Source organism: Pseudomonadota bacterium (assembly GCA_030859565.1).
GTDB lineage: Bacteria > Pseudomonadota > Gammaproteobacteria > JACCXJ01 > JACCXJ01 > USCg-Taylor.
Genome location: JALZJW010000014.1, coordinates 1 through 17,999, shown reverse-complemented (window position 1 = coordinate 17,999; position 17,999 = coordinate 1). Strand labels below are relative to the sequence as shown.

Sequence of the window (17,999 nt, the reverse complement as noted above, 5' to 3'; positions counted from 1 at the left end):
GAACCCGCTGCTTATGCGGCGCACCGCTTATGATAGCGAACTCCATAGCCCTCTATGCTGTTATAGTTAACGCTGGAACAGAAATAGGCAATTCAATGGTAATGCATGGATCACCGCGGTGAACCGCGTCTTGGCGAGCAAGTGTATTGTTATAGGTAGCGCAAAGCAAAGCGCACGAGCATCCTCATGCTGTTAAACCGCTACCTCATCCGGGAGATCTTATTATGGTTCGGGGCCGTGCAACTCCTGCTATTGCTCACCTACGCCAGCAACCGCTTCGTGCAGTACCTGGCGACGGCTGCCGCCGGAAAGATCGACAGCGGACTGATCTTCGAGCTGCTGGCCTTAAAGATAGCGACCTCCTTGGTGCTGATGCTGCCCTTATGCCTCTACCTTAGCGTCTACGTCGCCTTGAACCGGCTGTCGCGCGACAACGAGCTTATCGCCATCGCAAGCTTGGGCCTGGGCTCGCGGTTTCTTTTCGATACGGCGGCCAGGCTTGCCTTAGCCGTGGCGCTCGCCGTCGCGATCCTGGCGCTCGAGGTCGCGCCGTGGGCGGAAGCGCGTTTGATTGAGGTGGAAACCCGGGCCAAATCGGAATCCGACCTGACCGGGATCACGCCGGGGCAATTCAAGAATTTCAATGAGGGTAACCGGATCCTTTATGTGGAGCGACTGTCTCCCGACAAGCGCAGCATGTCCAATGTTTTTCTGCAAGGGCGGCAAGACCGCCACCTCGGGGTGCTGTCCGCTGACCGAGCGGAAATCGAGCTCGACCGGAAAACCGGATCTCGCTATGTGAACTTTTACGCCGGGCGCCGCTATCTGGGCTCCCCGGGACGGCTCGATTATTCCATTGTCGAGTACGAGAAATACGGCGTGCGTATCGACCGCAGTGAGGCGGCGGACCGGAGCGCGCGCATGAGCGCGGCGAGCACCGCAAGCTTGTGGTCGGCCAACACGCCGGAGGCGGCCGCTGAGTTACAATGGCGGATCGCGATGCCGATCAGTACCGTGCTGTTGACGCTCCTCGCGGTGGTGCTGGTGCGAGCGGCCTCCGACCAGAACCGGATCCTCGGGCTCTTGAGCGCGGTCTTGATTTATTTCACTTACAGCAATCTCTTGGGGATTGCGAAGACCTTGGCCAAGCAGGGCGCCGTGCCTGTGTATCCAGGTTTATGGTGGGTGCATGCGCTCTTAGGCCTTGTGATCCTCGCACTGCTTGGTTATCCGCTCCTGCGCAAGCGGTGGGCGCGGCGGCAACGAGCGTCAACGCTACCGCGGCTGAGCTGAGAGCTTGTGAAGAAATCTGCTGCGCTCGGGATCTCGCGTTCCGGCGGTGCTCGGAATCCTCATGTATTTCAATATACACTCCGGTTCCTGCGCTCCGGCGGAACGCGACCTCCCTTTGCTCGCGACGATTTTTTCACAAGCTTTGAGGACTGTGTTGGCTTACCCCGCGCCGGCGAGGGTCCCGATGGATTGCCCCATCCTCACGGGCGTACCGGGTTGCAGTGTTTTCGACCAGCGGATCGCGCCCGGCCCAAGCAGCAAGATCACCGTAGACCCCATGTTAAAGCGCCCCATCTCCTCGCCCTTATTCAGTATCACCGGGCACGATTCGGGTTGTTCGTGGACGCAGACGCGACGCGCGGCCGAATGCGTCGCGCCGCCGTTGCGCCACACAACGTCCATCGCGCCCACGAACATGGCGCCTATCATGATCAGCGCGAGCGGGCCCGCATGGGTTTCGAACAGGCAAACGATGCGCTCGTTGCGGCTAAAGAGATCGTTTATCCCCCGGACCGTGCTGGGTTTCACCGGAAACAAGCGTCCCGGCACATGCACCGATCGGACTAGGCGCCCGGTGACTGGCATGTGCACTCGATGGTAGTCTTTCGGGGCTAAATACAAGGTGATGAAATGACCCCCCAAGAACGCTCCAGCCTCGCGGCTTGCCAGCAGTCCGGACACACTATAGTGCTGTCCTTTGGCTTGGAACAACGACCCGTCTCGGAGGTCACCGAGTTGGGATACGCTACCGTCGACGGGGCACGCCAATGAGCAAGGGTCGGGCGCGATCGGGCGCGCATCGCCGCGGAGCGCGCGGGTAAAGAAGCTATTGAATTCCGGGTAGACGCGCGCATCGCATTCGGCCACGCTGTCCATATCGACCCCGTAACGGCGGATAAACCACCGAATTTGCCAATCTTTCCACGGCCGAAAACGCAGGCGTGTCGCAACCAGCATCAACCGCGACAAGGCGTGGTGAGGCAGCAGGTACAGCGGCAAGCAGTTAAGCCAGTTACGGGCCCACGGCGCGGTTTCGATCGCCGTGACCGTCCCGCGTTCAACCTGCATGAGCGTGGTCCGTCTTTAAGGTAAGAATTTTCTGGCATTATAACCGTGCAAGGCCCAGGCGTTTATCCGGTAAACATTGCGCCGCCCATGGTGCAGTGCAATAATAGCGTGGCGAGGAATCGGAGAGTGTTTTTAAACAAGCCGAGGTTGAGTGAACCATGACTGACAGTAACCCCGTCTGGAATGACGATTGGATGGCATCGCAAAAAAACTTTTGGGACGCCTGGTCACATATATTAAGCCAATCCATGGAGCCATCGCCTAGCTCCCAAGCGTTCGCGGTTCCGTGGACGACGGCCTTGGATCTGTGGGCAAAAACCGCGGCGCCTACCGCCCCGGCGGCTGGAGAGGATTTTTTTCAAAGTATCGTGCGGCAAGGAAAGACCTTTCTGCGGCTAGGAGAGGAGTTCAGCAAGCTGACACGCAACCTGGCCAAGGGCGCGCAAGCCGGATCGAGCTGGAAGGATGGGTTCGCGGCGAAGCTCAATGAACTGAAAGCGGGTTTCACTCACGGCAGCGCTTCGGAGGTGACCAGCACGCTGCGCGGCCTGCTACCGTTTTTCGAACTGCCGATGGACACCTGGTCGCGCATGTTCTCGAGCAGCTCGTTGCTGCCCGGTGATTTCTTGCGGTCGGTGAAATCCGAGGGTTCGCGCGACGTCGCGGGCCAGGTCCACGAACGCATGGATCAGTTCTTGTCGGTCCCCGCGGTCGGCTATATGCGCGAATGGCAAGAGCAGACGCAGGGAGGCATGCGTCTCACCCTTGATTACCAAAAGGCGCTGCAGGACTACTTGCATGCGCACGGACGGCTCGGGGTCGATGCACTCGAACGGCTGGCCGCCAAGATCATCGAACGCGCGGAGCAAGGCCAGGAAATCAATACCCTGCGAGAGGTCTATGATCTGTGGGTCGATTGTGGCGAAGAGGCGTACGGCGCTTTTGTATTCACGGAAGAATACGCGGAAATTTATGCACGGCTGGTCAACGCGCTAATGGCGTTGAAGCATCACAACCAGACCGCCGTTGATGAAATCGCGGGATCATTGAATTTGCCGACCCATCAAGGGATCACGACGGTGCAGCGGCGGCAGCAGGAGTTCCGGCGCGAGCTCGCGGGGTTCCGATCATCGCTACTCGATCCGGGCGTAATGGAAGGAATGCAAGCGCGGTTAGAAGCGCAGACAGAGGCGCTGAACGGCCGCACGCAAAAGGAGTTGCGCACCCAAGGCAGGAGCATTGAGGGCATGAGAGAGAAGGTCACGGCGCTGGAACGCGACGTCGCCCGGTTGCTCAAGGAGATGGCGGCGCTCCGCAAGGGTACGGGGCGCGAAGGCCGCGGCGAACGAATCCCGGCGAAGCGGACGGCGTCCGCCGTGAGCGTGGTTGCCGCGGCCGGGCCTAGGCCCAAGCAGGCGGCGCGCGCCGGCACTGCACAAAAGCGCGGCAAGGGGGAATAGCTCATGTTTCCATTTCAAATACATCCGGATCAAGCCTTATCCGAAATCCAAGAGTTCGGGACTAAGCTCAGCCGAGGTTTACAGACGCTCAACGAAATCGGTGATATCGACGTCGGGTGTACGGAAAAAGAGTCCGTGTACACCGAAGACAAGCTCACGCTCTACCGGTTTAAGCCGCTCGTGGAGAAGCTGAACCCGGTGCCGGTGCTGATCGTATACGCACTTGTCAACCGCCCTTACATGGCGGATTTACAGAAGAACCGCTCGCTCGTGCGTGGACTTCTGGCGGGCGGCCTCGATGTGTATTTGATCGACTGGGGTTATCCCGACAGCGCCGATCGGTTTTTATCCTTAAACGATTACATCAACGGTTATATCGATCGCTGCGTGGATATGCTCAGGAAACGGTATAGCCTGGACAAGATTAATCTCTTAGGGATCTGCCAGGGGGGAACGTTTAGCCTCTGCTATAGCGCGATGCATGCCGATAAAGTGAGGAATCTTATTACCACCGTGACGCCGGTCGATTTCCACACGCCCCAGGATTTGCTCAGCCATTGGGTCCGGAAAGTGGACATCGATCTGCTGGCGGACACCATGGGTAATATCCCGGGCGAGATGCTGAACTGGACTTTTCTATCGCTCAAACCGTTCCGGCTCTCGGGGCAAAAATACCTCGATATGGTCAACACCCTGGACGATCCGGTGCTGTGCAAGAATTTCATCCGCATGGAGAAGTGGATCTTCGACAGCCCCGATCAAGCGGGGGAAGCGTTCCGGGAGTTTATCAAGCATTTTTATCAGAACAACGAGCTGATCAAAGGCGAGGTGATGATCGGTGAGAAGAACGTCGATCTCGAAAACATCACCATGCCGGTGCTCAACATCTTCGCCACCGACGACCACCTGGTCCCACCCGCCGCCTCGAAGGCGTTAAAGAAATACGTGGGAAGCGCGGATTATTCGGAGATCGAATTTCCCGGCGGGCACATCGGGATCTATGTGAGCGGCAAAGCGCAGCAGATGATCCCCCCCTCGGTCACCACCTGGCTCGCCGCCAGGTAATATCACGCCAAAAACGCTATTCACGAAAAACCCGGTCCACCTTGCGGGGTGGATCGGGTCTAAAGAGGAAGGGTGGTCGGGAAGGGCTAAGCGGTTGCTTTCTTTACGGCGAGCGCGGCTTTCTTTACCGGCACGGTCCCGTTCTCCTGGGCCTTCTCGAACCAAGCCGCCATCTCATCCTTGGAATCTGTCATGATCTCGGTGGTATTACGCAGGGCGTCCAGCATCTTTTCGTTGTATTCGGTCATGAGCTTGGTTTGGCCCGCCAGGATATCCTTATAATCCTTCGATTCGGTCAGCAAGGTGACCTGCTTGATACCGGTATCTACATAGGTGTTTACCAAGCCGAGTTGCTGTTCGGCCACCTTCTCGAACGTCTTGGTGCTGATCTCGCCTAGTTCCTTTAGTGAAACAAAGCAGGTGCTGCCAAACTGAGCCCAGGGCTGCATAATTTCAAATTGCATATCGTTACCTCACGAAGTTTACCGACGTTGTGCATTGCACATCGCAATGCTGCGTTGCATCATACGGCGGCTATACCTCACTGTCAAGTCGGTAACAAGACGTAAAGATTCAAGCTACGAAACCCTTGCTCCACGACCGTGAGCATGACAATCGCATAACGCAATGATCGGATTTTTTATCACGAGTCTATTTGCCCTTCGCGGGTTTGCCGGCAAACGGCGCGACGGTTTTCTCCATGCCGCGTTCCGCCCAAGCGCTTAGTTCATTCTTGCACTCGCTGAATAGATCGTTGGTGCCGCGGACGATCTCGACGAACTTGGCGCCGTATTCGGAGGCCAGAGCGGCTTGATGCGCCAGTAAGTCCTTCGGGTCCTTAACGACGCTAATCAAATTCACTTCCTTGGCGCTTGCCTCGAGACAGGTGCTGAGGATTGCTTCCTGCTGCGCCGTCATTTTCTCCACTAGCTTGGCATTGATTGCACCAAGCTCTTTCATGGACTCGAGGGCGCTTTTGCTCAAGGCGGCCCATTGGTCGATTATTTCTCGCTGCATACGCTTATCTCCTGGTATCAATCGTCATTGACGGTGGATAAGGCCAATAGCCGGGGGGATCAAAAGCAGCTTACTGTGAGGCGGCGCGCCGGTCAACACGAGAAGACAAGGAAGCTCGTGACGTAGGCGAGACCGGCGCAGGATGGTAAACTGCAAAAAATACGCGTTTGCGGTGACAACAGAAAATCGGAGGTTGCATTCATGACGATGGCACACGACGGAGCAAAGAGGACAAAAAACAAACGGCTTTTGCAATGGGTGGAAGAGATTGCCGGCCTTTGCAATCCCGATCGCATCTATTGGTGTGATGGTTCCAAGGCCGAATACGATCGTTTATGCGAAGAGATGGTGCAAAAAGGGACCTTTATCCGCTTAAACCCGAAGAAGAGACCGAATAGCTTTCTGGCGCGTTCTCACCCGACCGATGTCGCGCGCGTCGAGGACCGAACGTACATCTGTAGCGAAAAGCAGGAAAACGCCGGCCCCACGAATAACTGGATGGAGCCGCAAAAGATGCGGGGCATACTCCGCGAATTATTCGAGGGTTGTATGCGCGGCCGCACGCTGTATGTGATTCCCTTCAGCATGGGACCGATTGGATCGCACATTTCCCATATCGGGGTTGAGATCAGCGATTCCGCCTATGTCGCGGTGAATCAGCGCATCATGACCCGGATGGGTCAGGCCGCTCTCGATGTGCTGGGTCCGGACGGCGACTTCGTACCGTGTGTGCATTCGATCGGCGCACCCTTGCAGCCGCATCAGGAAGACGTGGTGTGGCCGTGTAATGACACCAAATACATCACGCACTTTCCCGAGACGCGTGAAATCTGGTCATTCGGGAGCGGTTACGGCGGAAATGCCTTACTCGGTAAGAAGTGTTTCGCGCTGCGCATCGCATCGGTGATGGCGCGCGACCAAGGCTGGCTGGCCGAGCACATGCTGATCCTCGGCGTCGAATCCCCGGCTGGCGAGAAGACCTACGTGTCGGCGGCCTTTCCGAGCGCCTGTGGCAAGACAAACTTTGCGATGCTGATCCCGCCCAAGGCCTTGGATGGATGGAAAGTGACGACCATCGGGGATGATATCGCGTGGATCAAACCCGGGGCGGACGGGCGCTTCTATGCCATTAATCCCGAAGCGGGGTATTTCGGCGTGGCGCCCGGCACCAACATGGAATCGAATCCCAATGCCATGTTAACCCTGAAAGGGAACTGCATTTACAGTAACGTCGCGTTAACCGACGACGGCGACGTGTGGTGGGAAGGGATGACGAAGGAGCCGCCCGCGCATCTCATCGATTGGAAGGGAAATGACTGGACACCCGGTAGCGGCACGCCGGCGGCGCATCCGAACGCGCGCTTCACGGCGCCGGCCCATCAGTGCCCGTCGATCGATCCGAATTGGGAGAACCCGAACGGCGTACCCATCAGCGCCTTCATCTTCGGCGGGCGTATCAGTAAGAACTTCCCACTGGTTCTGCAAGCATACGACTGGGAACATGGGGTCTACCTCGCGGCGACCATGGGGTCGGAAGCGACCGCCGCCGCGGTGGGCCAGGCCGGGATGCGGCGCGATCCGATGGCGATGCTCCCGTTCTGCGGTTACAACATGGCGGATTACTGGAAGCATTGGCTGCGTATTGGCCGTCAGCGCGTCGCCACTCCGCCCTTGGTGTTCCGTGTCAACTGGTTCCGTAAAGACGACAAGGGCAAGTTCATCTGGCCGGGCTACGGTGAAAACATGCGGGCGCTGAAATGGGTGGTCGACCGCTGCCGCGGGCGGGCGCGGGGCGTCGAGAGCCCCCTCGGCTGGGTGCCGCCGTTCGAGGAATTGGTCTTGGACGGTATCGAGTTTTCAAAAGATCGCTTCTACGAGATCATGAACATCGACCGGGAACGGGCGCGGCAAGAAGCGAACGATCAAGAGGAGCTGTTCACGCGTTTCGGAGACCATCTCCCGCGCGAGATGGAAATCGAGAGAGAGTTACTGCTATCGCGTCTCTATCACTCACCGACCGTTTGGGACTTGAGGTCCGCCAGCGCTACGTAGCAGGACGGACATCAGCGGACAGGTGGCCTTTGTCTTCGGCGGGCCGCCGGCCGTTGACCGCGATGTCGGTTCCGGTGATGTACCCGCTCGTGTCCGCCGCGAGAAAGTCAACCGCGGCGGCGATTTCTTCAGGCTCACCCCATCGCCCCTTGGCAAGCTTCGCCTTAATCGCTTTGCGGATTTCATCCGGGATTTCCGCCACCACGCCCGCGCCGTGTCCCGGTGATACGGTATTAACGGTGATCCCCTGATCCGCGAACTCCCGAGCCAAGGATTTGGTAAAACCCAGCATACCCGCCTTGGCGGCCGCAACATCGGTTTGCCCGACTTGCCCGGGAGGCCCGTTAACCGAGGAGATATTGATTATCCGGCCGAAGTGCCGTTCCGCCATCGCCGCGATCACGGTACGCGTAACATTGAATACGCTGTCGAGGTTGGTGTCCAGAACTGTCTGCCAGTTCTCGTGTTTACTGTCGTCCCGGGTGATGCCGACGCAGTTGACCAGGATATCGACGTGGCCGTAGTGACCCTCGATCCACCTCTCCATCTTGGCGCAATCATCGCATCGGGCGACATCACACGCGATGATACCAAGTTCATAGCCGGCCCGGCGTCTCGCCGCTTGCCATTGGCGCGCAGCGGCCGATTCGTGGCGAGGATACGTGGCGATGACTAAGAAACCCGTGTCCGCAAGCCGCAAACAAATCGCCGTTCCGATGCCGCCAGTTCCGCCGGTGACTAAAGCCACTCGCCCGCCGTGCTGCGACCGGTGGTACGGACGGAACTGCGTCCAGGTGCGGCGCAGCTCCGCGGCGGCCGCGGAAACGATCCGATTCCATTCGTCCCGCTGATGTGCTGCTAAAGTATCGAGCGATTGCCCGAACACCGTGGCGGCCTGGACGCTCGAGTTGAGCGCCATGGTCCAGGCACGGCTCCATACTGCGAAAACTTTGAGTGGCATCGTGTCGAGAAACATAGCTATCACGCCTCCCGATTTTCGTTGGTTTTCTGCGTCGATGGTTGAGGTTGATTTTCTTGCTTCGTACCCGCATCGCCTTCGCTCTGAGTGGGATTAGTCATGCCGGCGGCCCGGAACAAGCTGTCTTGCATTTTCTTGAAGACTTCCAGGTTTCGCCGGGTGATCTCGGTCAAGGCCATGAGGGGATTGTTTTTAACAGCGTCGCTAATCTGCGTGTGGAATAGCTTCTGCTGTTCGGTAAGCATGCCTAGGCTGCGTTCGATAAAATTGCCCGCCAAGCCTTGGACCGCGTCTCCGTAGAAACGGATAATTCGGAGGAGAGTATGGGTGGTGAACAGCGGCTCCCCATGGTCCTCTTCTTCGGTGATGATTTGGAGCAAGATGCTCCGGGTGATGTCTTCGCCGGTTTTTTGGTCCGTGACACATAATTCAATCCCGGCCAACACCAGCGTCCGCACATCCGCGAGGGTGATGTATTTGCTCTCGACGGTATCGTACAGGCGGCGATTCGGGTACTTTTTGATGACGCGCTTATCACCCGTCGCGGCGCCACCCGCAGCGCCGATGGAATTTTCGCGCTTAGCCATCACATCATGTGCTGCCCGCCGTTGATGGTGAGATCGGCGCCGGTAATAAAATTGGCGCGGTCGGACACCAGAAAATCAACTAAGTAAGCCACTTCTTCGGAAGTTCCTAGACGTCCCACGGGGATCTGGGCGATTATTTGATTGCGAATGTTTTCAGGGACGGCCATCACCATCTCGGTGGCGATATACCCAGGTGAGACCGTGTTCACCGTGATCGCCTTGCGCGCGACTTCTTGCGCCAAGGACATGGTGAAACCATGCATGCCGGCCTTGGAAGCGGTGTAGTTGGATTGCCCGATCTGACCTTTCTGGCCGTTGATGGACGAGATATTGATGATCCGCCCATAGCCACGGTCGATCATCCCCGAAATGACGTGCCGCGTGACATTGAAGACACTGTCGAGGTTGGTCCGCAGGACCGTGTCCCATTGCTCTTTGCTCATCTTGCGCAGCGTCGCGTCCGCCGTGATCCCCGCATTGTTGACGAGGATGTCGATGGGGCCCGGGTCTTTTTCGATCTCGCCGATCATCCGGCCGCAGGCGTCGAAGTCGGTCGCATCGACACGGTAGATCTTGAAGTCGTAGCCTTCGGCGCGCATCTCCGTCAACCACTTTTGCGCCTTTTGTTCGTTGCGGTAATTGGTGGCGACCTTGGCGCCGGACGCCGCGAGTTGTGTGCAAATGGCCGCGCCGATCCCGCTCGTCCCCCCGGTGATCAGCGCTACGCGCCCGCTGAGATCTGTCTTCATTACTCTTTCGCTTTGATCTGTCTTCATTACTCTTTCGCTTTCAACGCTCCACCGCTAGAGCAACGCCTTGGCCACCGCCGATGCATAAGGTCGCAAGGCCCTTGCGCACATCGCGGCGGATCATCTCGTACACCAGCGACACCAAGACACGCGCCCCGGAGGCGCCGATGGGGTGGCCGAGCGCAATCGCGCCGCCGTTGACATTCACCTTGGCCAGGTCCCACCCGACATCGCGGTTCACGGAAATCGCCTGGGCCGCAAAGGCCTCGTTCGCCTCGATAAGATCGAGATCCTGAACCTCCCATCCGGCTTTCCGCAAGCACCGCTGCGTCGCGGGCGTCGGACCTGTCCCCATCATGGCGGGATCGACGCCGGCCGTGCCATAAGCAACAATTCGCGCCAGCGGTGACAGGCCCAGGGCCTTGGCCTTGCTTTCGGTGGTGACGATCACGCCCGCCGCGCCGTCATTGATTCCGGAAGCATTGCCTGCCGTGACCGAGCCCTCCCGGGCAAAGGCGGGTTTCAGTTTGCCCAGGGCTTCGGCGGTCGTGCCGTGACGGGGGAATTCATCGGTGTCAAAGATGATCGGGTTGCCTTTTTTTTGCGGAATTTCGATGGGGATGATTTCCTTTTTGAAATGCCCCGCCTCCTGAGCGGCCTCGGCTTTTTGCTGCGAGAGCGCCGCGAACGCGTCCTGCTCCTCGCGCGAGATAGCGTACTTTTTGACGATGTTTTCGGCGGTCATGCCCATGTGATAATTATTAAAAACATCCCATAAGCCGTCGTTGATCATCGTATCTACTAACTTCCATTCGCCCATCTTCTGGCCGGTGCGTGAGGCGGGGAGCACGTGCGGCGTCAGACTCATATTTTCTTGACCGCCGGCCACCACCAGCTCGGCATCACCGGCGCGAATCGATTGCGCGGCCAAAGCCACCGCTTTGAGCCCGCTGCCGCATACCTTGTTGATGGTCATACACGGCACCGAGTGCGGCAGACCCGCGCCCAGCGCCGCCTGCCGCGCCGCGTTCATGCCGACGCCCGCGGTCAGGACCTGGCCCAAGATCACTTCCTCGATGTCCTCGGGTTTAATCCCGGTCTTGGACAAGAGCGCAGAGATCACCTTCGCGCCCAGCGTCGCCGCCGGAATTGTCGCGAGCGTTCCCCCAAAGGATCCGACGGCCGTCCGGCCGGCGGCCACGATAACTACGTTTTCAGCCATTTAGTTCTCCGTACTGACACCGCGTTCGCGGTACTGACCCAACGGTATGGCTCGGGCGCTTCAGGTCAGCCGCGGCGCTCGAACGAGGCGCATACGTACAGCAAATTTACACTTCCGTAGACCCTGCTGTCTATCCGGTGAGCACGAGGATCGCTGCGATGCAATATGCAGCGTAACAAAGTACGCTCGGAGAATCTAGTGGGACCCTCTTTGCAGACTCATTTTCGGCTTAGAAAATACCGTACCTTACTCTGGCGCCTGGGCCCTAAGTCAAGGTTCCCCGTCGCGTGCTACGGTTGACGTGAAGACGTACCCCGCTGCACGCACGGACTTGATGAGCACGGGTCGTTCCGGATCCGGCTCGATCTTCCGGCGCAGCCGCCCGACCTGCGCGTCGATGCTGCGGTCGAACGGACCCGCCTCACGGTGGCGGGTAAGCTCCAGCAACTGGTCGCGGGAAAGTACGCGATTCGGATGCTGCACGAAAACCGCGAGCAAATCGAACTCGCCCGTCGTCAGCGCCACTTCCTTTCCATCCGGCGCGACCAACCGGCGGCTCGCGAGATCGAGTTGCCATCCCACAAACCGCACCGTGGTATCTATCGTGCCTGCCTCCTGCCGCGCGGGGCGACGGGTGCGCCGGAGCACGCTGCGCACCCGCGCCAGTAGCTCCCGGAGATCGAAGGGCTTTGCTAGATAATCATCCGCGCCGATCTCGAGACCGATGATCCGATCGAGGGTCTGGCCTTTACCGGTCACGATGATCACGCCCACATCGGAATGCTCGCGCAGGTAGCGCGCGAGGGAGAGACCGTCCTCGCCCGGCAGGCCGAGATCGAGAATGACGAGGTCCACGGCCTGCCCGGCCAGCACGCCGCGCAACCCCTGTCCGTCCCCCAGAGTGCTGACACGGTAACCCTCTTGCGCCAGGTAGGTTCGTATCAATTCCCGGACGTCCGGTTCATCGTCGACGACCAGGATGTGCGGCGCAACGCTCATCATCGTTCACACGGTTTGCATTCGCTTCCGTTTCAATTGATCCGGCTCTGGATGGAGTTACACACTGTTACCCACCGTTACGCAATGGCGACGCCGGGACATCAAGCGATTACACCCGCCGGTTAGCCTTTTCTTTCGAGAGGGGGACGGCTAGAACCAGCGCGTCCCCGGTGAGTCGGGGGAAAACCCGGCGTTTTGAACGATCCCGCGCGTGCAACGCGGAGGCATTGTGCCGCAACGCCCGGTCCCTGTGAATACAAACGCGCGAGGTATACCACGATGGGAACTGTGATCCGGCTTCTCGAACAGGGCGCCCGCGGGCGGCATGCGGATGGGGGCGTGCCCGCCGGGCCTGGCGTGTCGTTGCCGTGGATGATGGCGCTGACCCCGTGGTGGCCGGCCGTGCTGGCCTTTGAATTCTGGTCGCGGCTGCTCACGGCTCACGCGGCTGCCTTGCGGTGCTCGCAGGCCGGGGAAGCCTCACCCGGGTGCGCGGAAATAGCCAGGGAGCGCCATGCTTCGGCGGCGGGAAAGGTGGTGCCGATGGCCGAATTCAAGGCCCGGCGCGTCTCGTCGTGACCGTTTCGACGGTTCATCCGGATCACCCCCGGGCGCGTGGCTGCCCCGTGTGCGTGGTCGATGATGAACCCGGGGTGCGCGAGCTGCTCTCTATGCTGTGCGAGTCGGCTGGGCTGACCGCCGAGGCCTATGACTCCGCCGAGTCGTTCTTGAGCGCCTACCGCTGCGAGCCTATCCGGGCCCGCTGCCTGGTGCTGGACTTTTGTTTACCGGGAATGAGCGGTCTCGATCTTCTGAAGGAACTCAACGCGCAAGGGGTTCGCCTCCCGGTGCTGCTGATGAGCGGCCGCGCCGAGAGTGCGACGGTGGTCCAGGGGCTCAAGCTCGGCATCGTCGATTTTTTCCCCAAACCGTTCGAGATGGAGGCGCTGTTGGGTCGCATCCTCGAGTTAGTCGGGCCAAATGTACCGGCCAAGGACAGAGCCGGCACCCCGCAACGTGACCACCGCGCCGGCTTCCAGCCAATTTTTAGCGACTTGTAACGGGCGATCACGGAGTAGAATTACCGAGCGCCCGTAGGGCCGAGGTCCTTCCGGCATCAGCCCGGTGGGGCATCCAAGATCCCGCGCACGGCCTGCGCCAGGTCTTCGCTACGGTAGGGTTTCATCAGCAGCCGCGCGCTCTCGTCGAGCTTACCTGCACCCATGATGGTAGTCCTGGGATAGCCCGAGGTGTAAAGCACCTGGAGAGCCGGCCGGCGCCTATTGGCTTCCAACGCGAGCGCGTGCCCATCCAGGGTCCCCGGCAGCACCAGATCGACGAACAGCAGATCGATGGCCTCACCGTCCTCCAAGAGGGCCAGGGCCGCCTGGCCCTCGGCGGCCTCCAGCACTTTGTAGCCAAGCTCGGACAAGTAGGTGACGGCGAGCGCCCGCACGTCCGCATCATCCTCGACCACCAGGATGGCCTCTCGGCCCCGCAAGTCTTCCAGGGGCAGGGGGGCCTGGGCGACGGCAGCGGCCAGCGCGTCCTTGGCCCGCGGCAGGTAGAGCTTGACGGTGGTGCCCTTTCCGCGCTCGCTCCGGACCTTCACCTGCCCGCCGGATTGCCTGGCAAAGCCGTAGACCATGGAGAGCCCGAGCCCGCTGCCCCTGTCCGTGGTCTTGGTGGTGAAGAACGGCTCGAAGGCGTGTCTCTTGGTCTCCTCCGACATCCCCTCGCCAGTGTCGCTCACGCACAGCAGCACGTAGTCACCCGGCGTGACCTCGGCCTCCGGCACCGTGGGGTTCTGGCCCAGGGTGACGTTGGCGGTCTCGAGAACGAGCCGCCCGCCTTCGGGCATGGCATCGCGCGCGTTTAAGGCGAGATTGAGGAGCGCCGCCTCGACCTGCCCGCGATCGGCAAGCGCCGCCCACAGGTCCACGTCCGGCGCTAGCGCGATCTCGATGGGCTCCCCCAGGGTCTGGCGCAGGACCTGTATCATCCCGGCGACGATTTCATTCAAATCGACCGCTTGCGGTTGCAAGACCTGCCGGCGGGCGAAGGCCAGGAACCCGTGCACCCGCTCCGCCCCGCGCTCGGTCGCCCGCGCCGCTGCATCCCGCAGCTTTTGCCCGGCAAGGTCGTCCTGGAGCCGCGCCTCGAGCAGCTGTAGATTACCCCCGATGACGGTGAGGAGGTTATTGAAATCGTGCGCAATACCGCCGGTCAGTTGGCCTACGGCCTCCATCTTCTGGGCCTGCGCCAGGGCCTCCTGCGCGTGCACCAGGTCGTCGATGTCGGAAGACACGCCAAACCACTTGATCACTCGGCCACTCGGGTCGGCTATCGGGCGGACACGGGTCAGGTGCCAGCGGTAGCCGCCGGCGGCGCTCTGCAGGCGGTATTTGATCTCGTAAGGCTGCTCCGCCGCAAGCGCTTGCCGCCAGCGGGATTGATCCCGCGCCCACTCCTCGGGGTGCAGGGTCTGCGTCCAGCCGAGGCCGTCCGCCGCACCGGGCGGAAGTCCCGTGAGCTCGTAGAACCTCGGATTGGTGTAATCACAGAAGCCGTCGGGACGGTGGGTGAAGATGATGTCCGGGACCGTCTCGGCCAAGGTGCGGAACCGCTCCTCGCTCTCGCGTAGCGCCTCCTCGCCGCGCTTGAGCTCGGTGATCTCGGTGTAGATCACCACCACGCCCTCGATACGGTCCTCGTGGGTCCGATAAGGCAGCACCCGCTGGATGTACCACTCGCCCCCCACCGTGCGCACCTCGCGCTCGATCGGGGTGAGGGTATCGAGAACCCGCTGGGCGTCGGATAACAGGTAACCATCGGAAAACTTATTGGCGATATCGGCCACCGGCCGGTTGACGTCCGAGGGGATGAGGTTGAACAAGCGGGTGGAGGCGGGCGTGTAGCGCTTGATGCGGAATTCCCGGTCGAAAAACAGGGTCGCGATGTGGGTGCTGGCGAGCAGGTTATCGAGGTCGTTGTTGGTGCCTTCCAGATCGGCGACCTTCTCCTCGAGCTGGGCGTTGACCGTGGTGAGCTCTTCATTGAGGGACTGCAACTCCTCCTTCGAGGTCTCCAATTCCTCATTGGTGGATTGCAGCTCCTCGTTCATCGACATGGCCTCTTCGTTCGAGACCTTCAGTTCTTCGTTGGCGCTCTCCAGGTCCGCGACCACGCTTTCCAGCTCTTTCTTGACGCTGGTGAGCTCTTCTTCCAAGTGGCCTACCGCCGCCGCCTCCTCGATGGCGCGCGGCGCCGGCTCGGCCTCGGCCGCCGGTGGTGCCGAAAAGGTCACGAGCCACAGCCCCACGCCCTGCCTCTGGTCCTCCACGGGCGTCACCGTCACCCGTACCGGGAGGGAGGTGCCGCCCCGTTTCACCCGGGTCATCACTACCGCCGGCTGCTCCTCCCGCATCGCCCTATGCAGGGCGGCGCGCAGCTTGAGGCGCAGACCCTCGCGGGCCATGGCCAGGAGGTCGTCGGTCGGTTCGCCCGCGGGGTGCACCAAGTAGTCGCCGGTCTGGCCATGGAAATAGAGGGTCTGGCAGTCACGGTTGACCAGCACGGCGGCCGGGGCATAGCGCGCCAGCAGGAGCGCCCGGATCACCTCCCCATGGTCGCCGGACCTGGCCGGGCGTGGCCGCGGCCCGCCCGGGCACTCGCCGGGTAGGGCCTCCGGGAGGAGCGGAAAGTCCGCCGGCACCTGCCGGACCGGCCCGCTGCGCCGGTAGATCCGCCACTTCTTCGAGAGGGGCTCGAACAGGCTAAGTTGCTGGCCGACGGTCTCGGACTTGCCCAGGAATAGATAGCCGTTGTGGTTGAGGGAGAAATGAAACAGCGCGATGACCTTCTGTTGCAACTCGGGCTCGAGATAGATGAGCAGATTGCGGCAAATGATGAGGTCCAGGCGCGAGAAGGGGGCATCGGTGATCAGGTTCTGCGGTGCAAACACTACCGCTTCGCGCAGCTCCTTTTTGACCCGGTAGCTATGGCCGGACTTGGTGAAGAACCGGGTAAGACGCTCCAGAGCGAGGGACGAGGCCATGCCCTCCGGGTAGGTCCCCACGCGGGCGATCTCGAGCGCGTGGCTATCGATGTCGGTCGCGAAGATCTGGAGCTTGCCATTGCGCTCGCTGCTCGCCACCCGCTCGAGGAGGCACATGCCGAGGGAGTACGCCTCCTCGCCGGTGGCGCAACCGGTGACCCACACGCGCAGGGGCGCCTCGGGGTGCTTGGCCGCCACGAGCTTTGGGATCACCTCCGCTTCGAGGACCGCCCAGGCCTCGGGCTCGCGGAAGAATTCGGTCACGCCGATCAGGAGGTCCTTGGCCAGGGCCTTGATCTCGTCCGGGGTGTCCCGCAGATACTGGCCGTAGTCGCCGATCGCGGCGATATGATTGAGGCCCATGCGCCGCTGGATACGGCGCAGCAGCATGGCCTTCTTGTAACAGCGAAAGTCATGCCCTTCCCGAGTGCACAACAGGGCCAATATGGGGTGCAGAGGGTCGTGCCGCGTGCCGCGGGGATCGGGATCGGACCGCCACGCAGATGGGCATGCTCGACATACTCCAGCAGCGCCGCGGGCATCTGTTCCACGGGCAGCACGTAATCCACGAGCCCGGTGGCCATGGCGCTGCGAGGCATACCGTCGTGCTCCGCGGTGTCCGGGCTCTGGACCATCACCAGGCCGCCCTCCGCCTTGATCGCCTTGAGCCCGAGCGTGCCGTCGCTGCCGGTGCCCGAGAAGATGATGCAGATGGCCCGCTCCTGTTGGTACTCCGCCAGGCTCCGCAAGAAGCCGTCGATGGGCCGCGGGATGCCGGGACGTGCCACCGCCGCCCCGAGATGCAGGACGCCCCCCTTGATCGTCAGTAACGCGTTCGGCGGGATGATGTGGACGTGCTCGGCCTGGACCAGCGCTCCATCGTGCGCCTGTGCCACCTCCATCGGGGTATGCCGGCGCAGCAGTTCCGGCAGGTGGCTCACATGGGTGGGATCGAGATGCGGGATCACCACGAAGCCGAGGCCGCTCTGGGCCGGCATGGCGCTGAAGAACCTCTTCAATGCCTCGAGCCCCCCGGCCGAGGCACCGATCGCGACCACCGGAAAGTCCCTTGGGCGGCCTGCGCCAGGCTCATCCGGATCGGCCGGCGCGCCCGCCACAGGGCGTTCCTTATCCCCGCCGGGCCCCGATCGATCTGCCGGGGGTTTTTTTGTGCGCCCTCTTACCATGATGGACCCCGCTAAGAACGCTACACGCCGCGGGCTCCTCCGAGCTAACGCAGCGGGCCGATCACCACCACTTGGACGACCAAGAAAGGATGGTAAACCGATCCGGACCTATTGCCGGCGCGAAGCGGTCAGCCCCTGATCTCCAGCCGGGATGCATCTATGAACGACGGTCCCTCCCCTATTCGGTCATAGGTTCATATCGCCTTAGTCTATAGGTTTTGTGCAGTGTGTCAATGCACGGACGGCGGGCCGCCGGGTTCAACC

Annotated in this window: 16 protein-coding genes; 6 read left to right on the top strand and 10 right to left on the bottom strand. The window is 60.9% G+C overall.

The features are described from left to right. Nucleotides 1-186 precede the first annotated feature (186 nt). On the top strand, nt 187-1,293 hold the full coding sequence (gene lptF / locus M3436_03655; GenBank protein MDQ3563258.1) for an LPS export ABC transporter permease LptF: 1,107 nt from the start codon (nt 187-189) through the stop codon (nt 1,291-1,293). A gap of 159 nt (nt 1,294-1,452) precedes the next feature. Here lptF and asd read toward each other — a convergent pair whose 3' ends face one another. Continuing rightward, nucleotides 1,453-2,361 carry an archaetidylserine decarboxylase gene (gene asd / locus M3436_03650; protein ID MDQ3563257.1) on the bottom strand — a complete coding sequence of 303 codons (909 nt, stop codon included), beginning with the start codon at nt 2,359-2,361 and terminating at the stop codon, nt 1,453-1,455. A gap of 158 nt (nt 2,362-2,519) precedes the next feature. Here asd and phaE point away from each other — a divergent pair, with 158 nt between their 5' ends. Together phaE and phaC are read left to right on the top strand one after the other, a co-directional pair. Further along, on the top strand, nt 2,520-3,821 hold the full coding sequence (gene phaE / locus M3436_03645) for a class III poly(R)-hydroxyalkanoic acid synthase subunit PhaE (GenBank protein ID MDQ3563256.1): 1,302 nt from the start codon (nt 2,520-2,522) through the stop codon (nt 3,819-3,821). A 3-nt stretch (nt 3,822-3,824) separates the two neighbouring features. Beyond that, nucleotides 3,825-4,886 (top strand): class III poly(R)-hydroxyalkanoic acid synthase subunit PhaC, encoded by a 1,062-nt coding sequence (gene phaC / locus M3436_03640; protein MDQ3563255.1) that lies wholly within the window; start codon nt 3,825-3,827, stop codon nt 4,884-4,886. An 86-nt stretch (nt 4,887-4,972) separates the two neighbouring features. Here phaC and M3436_03635 read toward each other — a convergent pair whose 3' ends face one another. Then, nucleotides 4,973-5,350, bottom strand: coding sequence for a phasin family protein (locus M3436_03635; protein ID MDQ3563254.1), 378 nt, complete (start codon nt 5,348-5,350; stop codon nt 4,973-4,975). Nucleotides 5,351-5,537: 187 nt separating this feature from the next. Beyond that, nucleotides 5,538-5,903, bottom strand: coding sequence for a phasin family protein (locus M3436_03630; protein ID MDQ3563253.1), 366 nt, complete (start codon nt 5,901-5,903; stop codon nt 5,538-5,540). Between the two features lie 201 nt (nt 5,904-6,104). On the opposite strand from M3436_03630, the gene M3436_03625 reads away from it, so the two are divergent. Next, nucleotides 6,105-7,955, top strand: coding sequence for a phosphoenolpyruvate carboxykinase (GTP) (locus M3436_03625; protein MDQ3563252.1), 1,851 nt, complete (start codon nt 6,105-6,107; stop codon nt 7,953-7,955). Here the strand turns inward: M3436_03625 and M3436_03620 are convergent. The 5 genes from M3436_03620 to M3436_03600 all read right to left on the bottom strand — a co-directional run bounded on the left by M3436_03620 (nt 7,948) and on the right by M3436_03600 (nt 12,491). After that, complete coding sequence (locus M3436_03620; protein ID MDQ3563251.1) at nt 7,948-8,760, bottom strand: SDR family oxidoreductase; 813 nt, start codon at nt 8,758-8,760, stop codon at nt 7,948-7,950. The genes M3436_03625 and M3436_03620 overlap by 8 nt on opposite strands. 176 nt (nt 8,761-8,936) lie before the next feature. Beyond that, complete coding sequence (phaR, locus tag M3436_03615) at nt 8,937-9,521, bottom strand: polyhydroxyalkanoate synthesis repressor PhaR (GenBank protein MDQ3563250.1); 585 nt, start codon at nt 9,519-9,521, stop codon at nt 8,937-8,939. After that, nucleotides 9,521-10,270 carry an acetoacetyl-CoA reductase gene (gene phbB, locus M3436_03610; GenBank protein ID MDQ3563249.1) on the bottom strand — a complete coding sequence of 250 codons (750 nt, stop codon included), beginning with the start codon at nt 10,268-10,270 and terminating at the stop codon, nt 9,521-9,523. The genes phaR and phbB overlap by 1 nt, the downstream gene beginning before the upstream one ends. Nucleotides 10,271-10,310: 40 nt before the next feature. Beyond that, the gene (locus M3436_03605; GenBank protein MDQ3563248.1) at nt 10,311-11,492 is read right to left on the bottom strand and encodes an acetyl-CoA C-acetyltransferase; all 1,182 of its coding nucleotides are present in this window, start codon (nt 11,490-11,492) and stop codon (nt 10,311-10,313) included. 270 nt (nt 11,493-11,762) lie between these two features. After that, nucleotides 11,763-12,491, bottom strand: coding sequence for a response regulator (locus tag M3436_03600; protein ID MDQ3563247.1), 729 nt, complete (start codon nt 12,489-12,491; stop codon nt 11,763-11,765). 279 nt (nt 12,492-12,770) lie between these two features. On the opposite strand from M3436_03600, the gene M3436_03595 reads away from it, so the two are divergent. Together M3436_03595 and M3436_03590 are read left to right on the top strand one after the other, a co-directional pair. Next, a complete protein-coding gene (locus tag M3436_03595; protein MDQ3563246.1) occupies nt 12,771-13,070 on the top strand; it encodes a hypothetical protein in 300 nt (99 codons plus the stop codon). Next, on the top strand, nt 13,067-13,552 hold the full coding sequence (locus tag M3436_03590; protein MDQ3563245.1) for a response regulator: 486 nt from the start codon (nt 13,067-13,069) through the stop codon (nt 13,550-13,552). Before M3436_03595 ends, M3436_03590 begins: the two co-directional genes overlap by 4 nt. Nucleotides 13,553-13,608: 56 nt before the next feature. Here the strand turns inward: M3436_03590 and M3436_03585 are convergent, their stop codons facing one another. Both M3436_03585 and M3436_03580 read right to left on the bottom strand, forming a co-directional pair. Beyond that, the gene (locus tag M3436_03585; GenBank protein ID MDQ3563244.1) at nt 13,609-16,935 is read right to left on the bottom strand and encodes a PAS domain S-box protein; all 3,327 of its coding nucleotides are present in this window, start codon (nt 16,933-16,935) and stop codon (nt 13,609-13,611) included. Continuing rightward, complete coding sequence (locus M3436_03580) at nt 16,818-17,666, bottom strand: chemotaxis protein CheB (protein ID MDQ3563243.1); 849 nt, start codon at nt 17,664-17,666, stop codon at nt 16,818-16,820. The genes M3436_03585 and M3436_03580 overlap by 118 nt, the downstream gene beginning before the upstream one ends. Between the last annotated feature and the right edge of the window lie 333 nt (nt 17,667-17,999).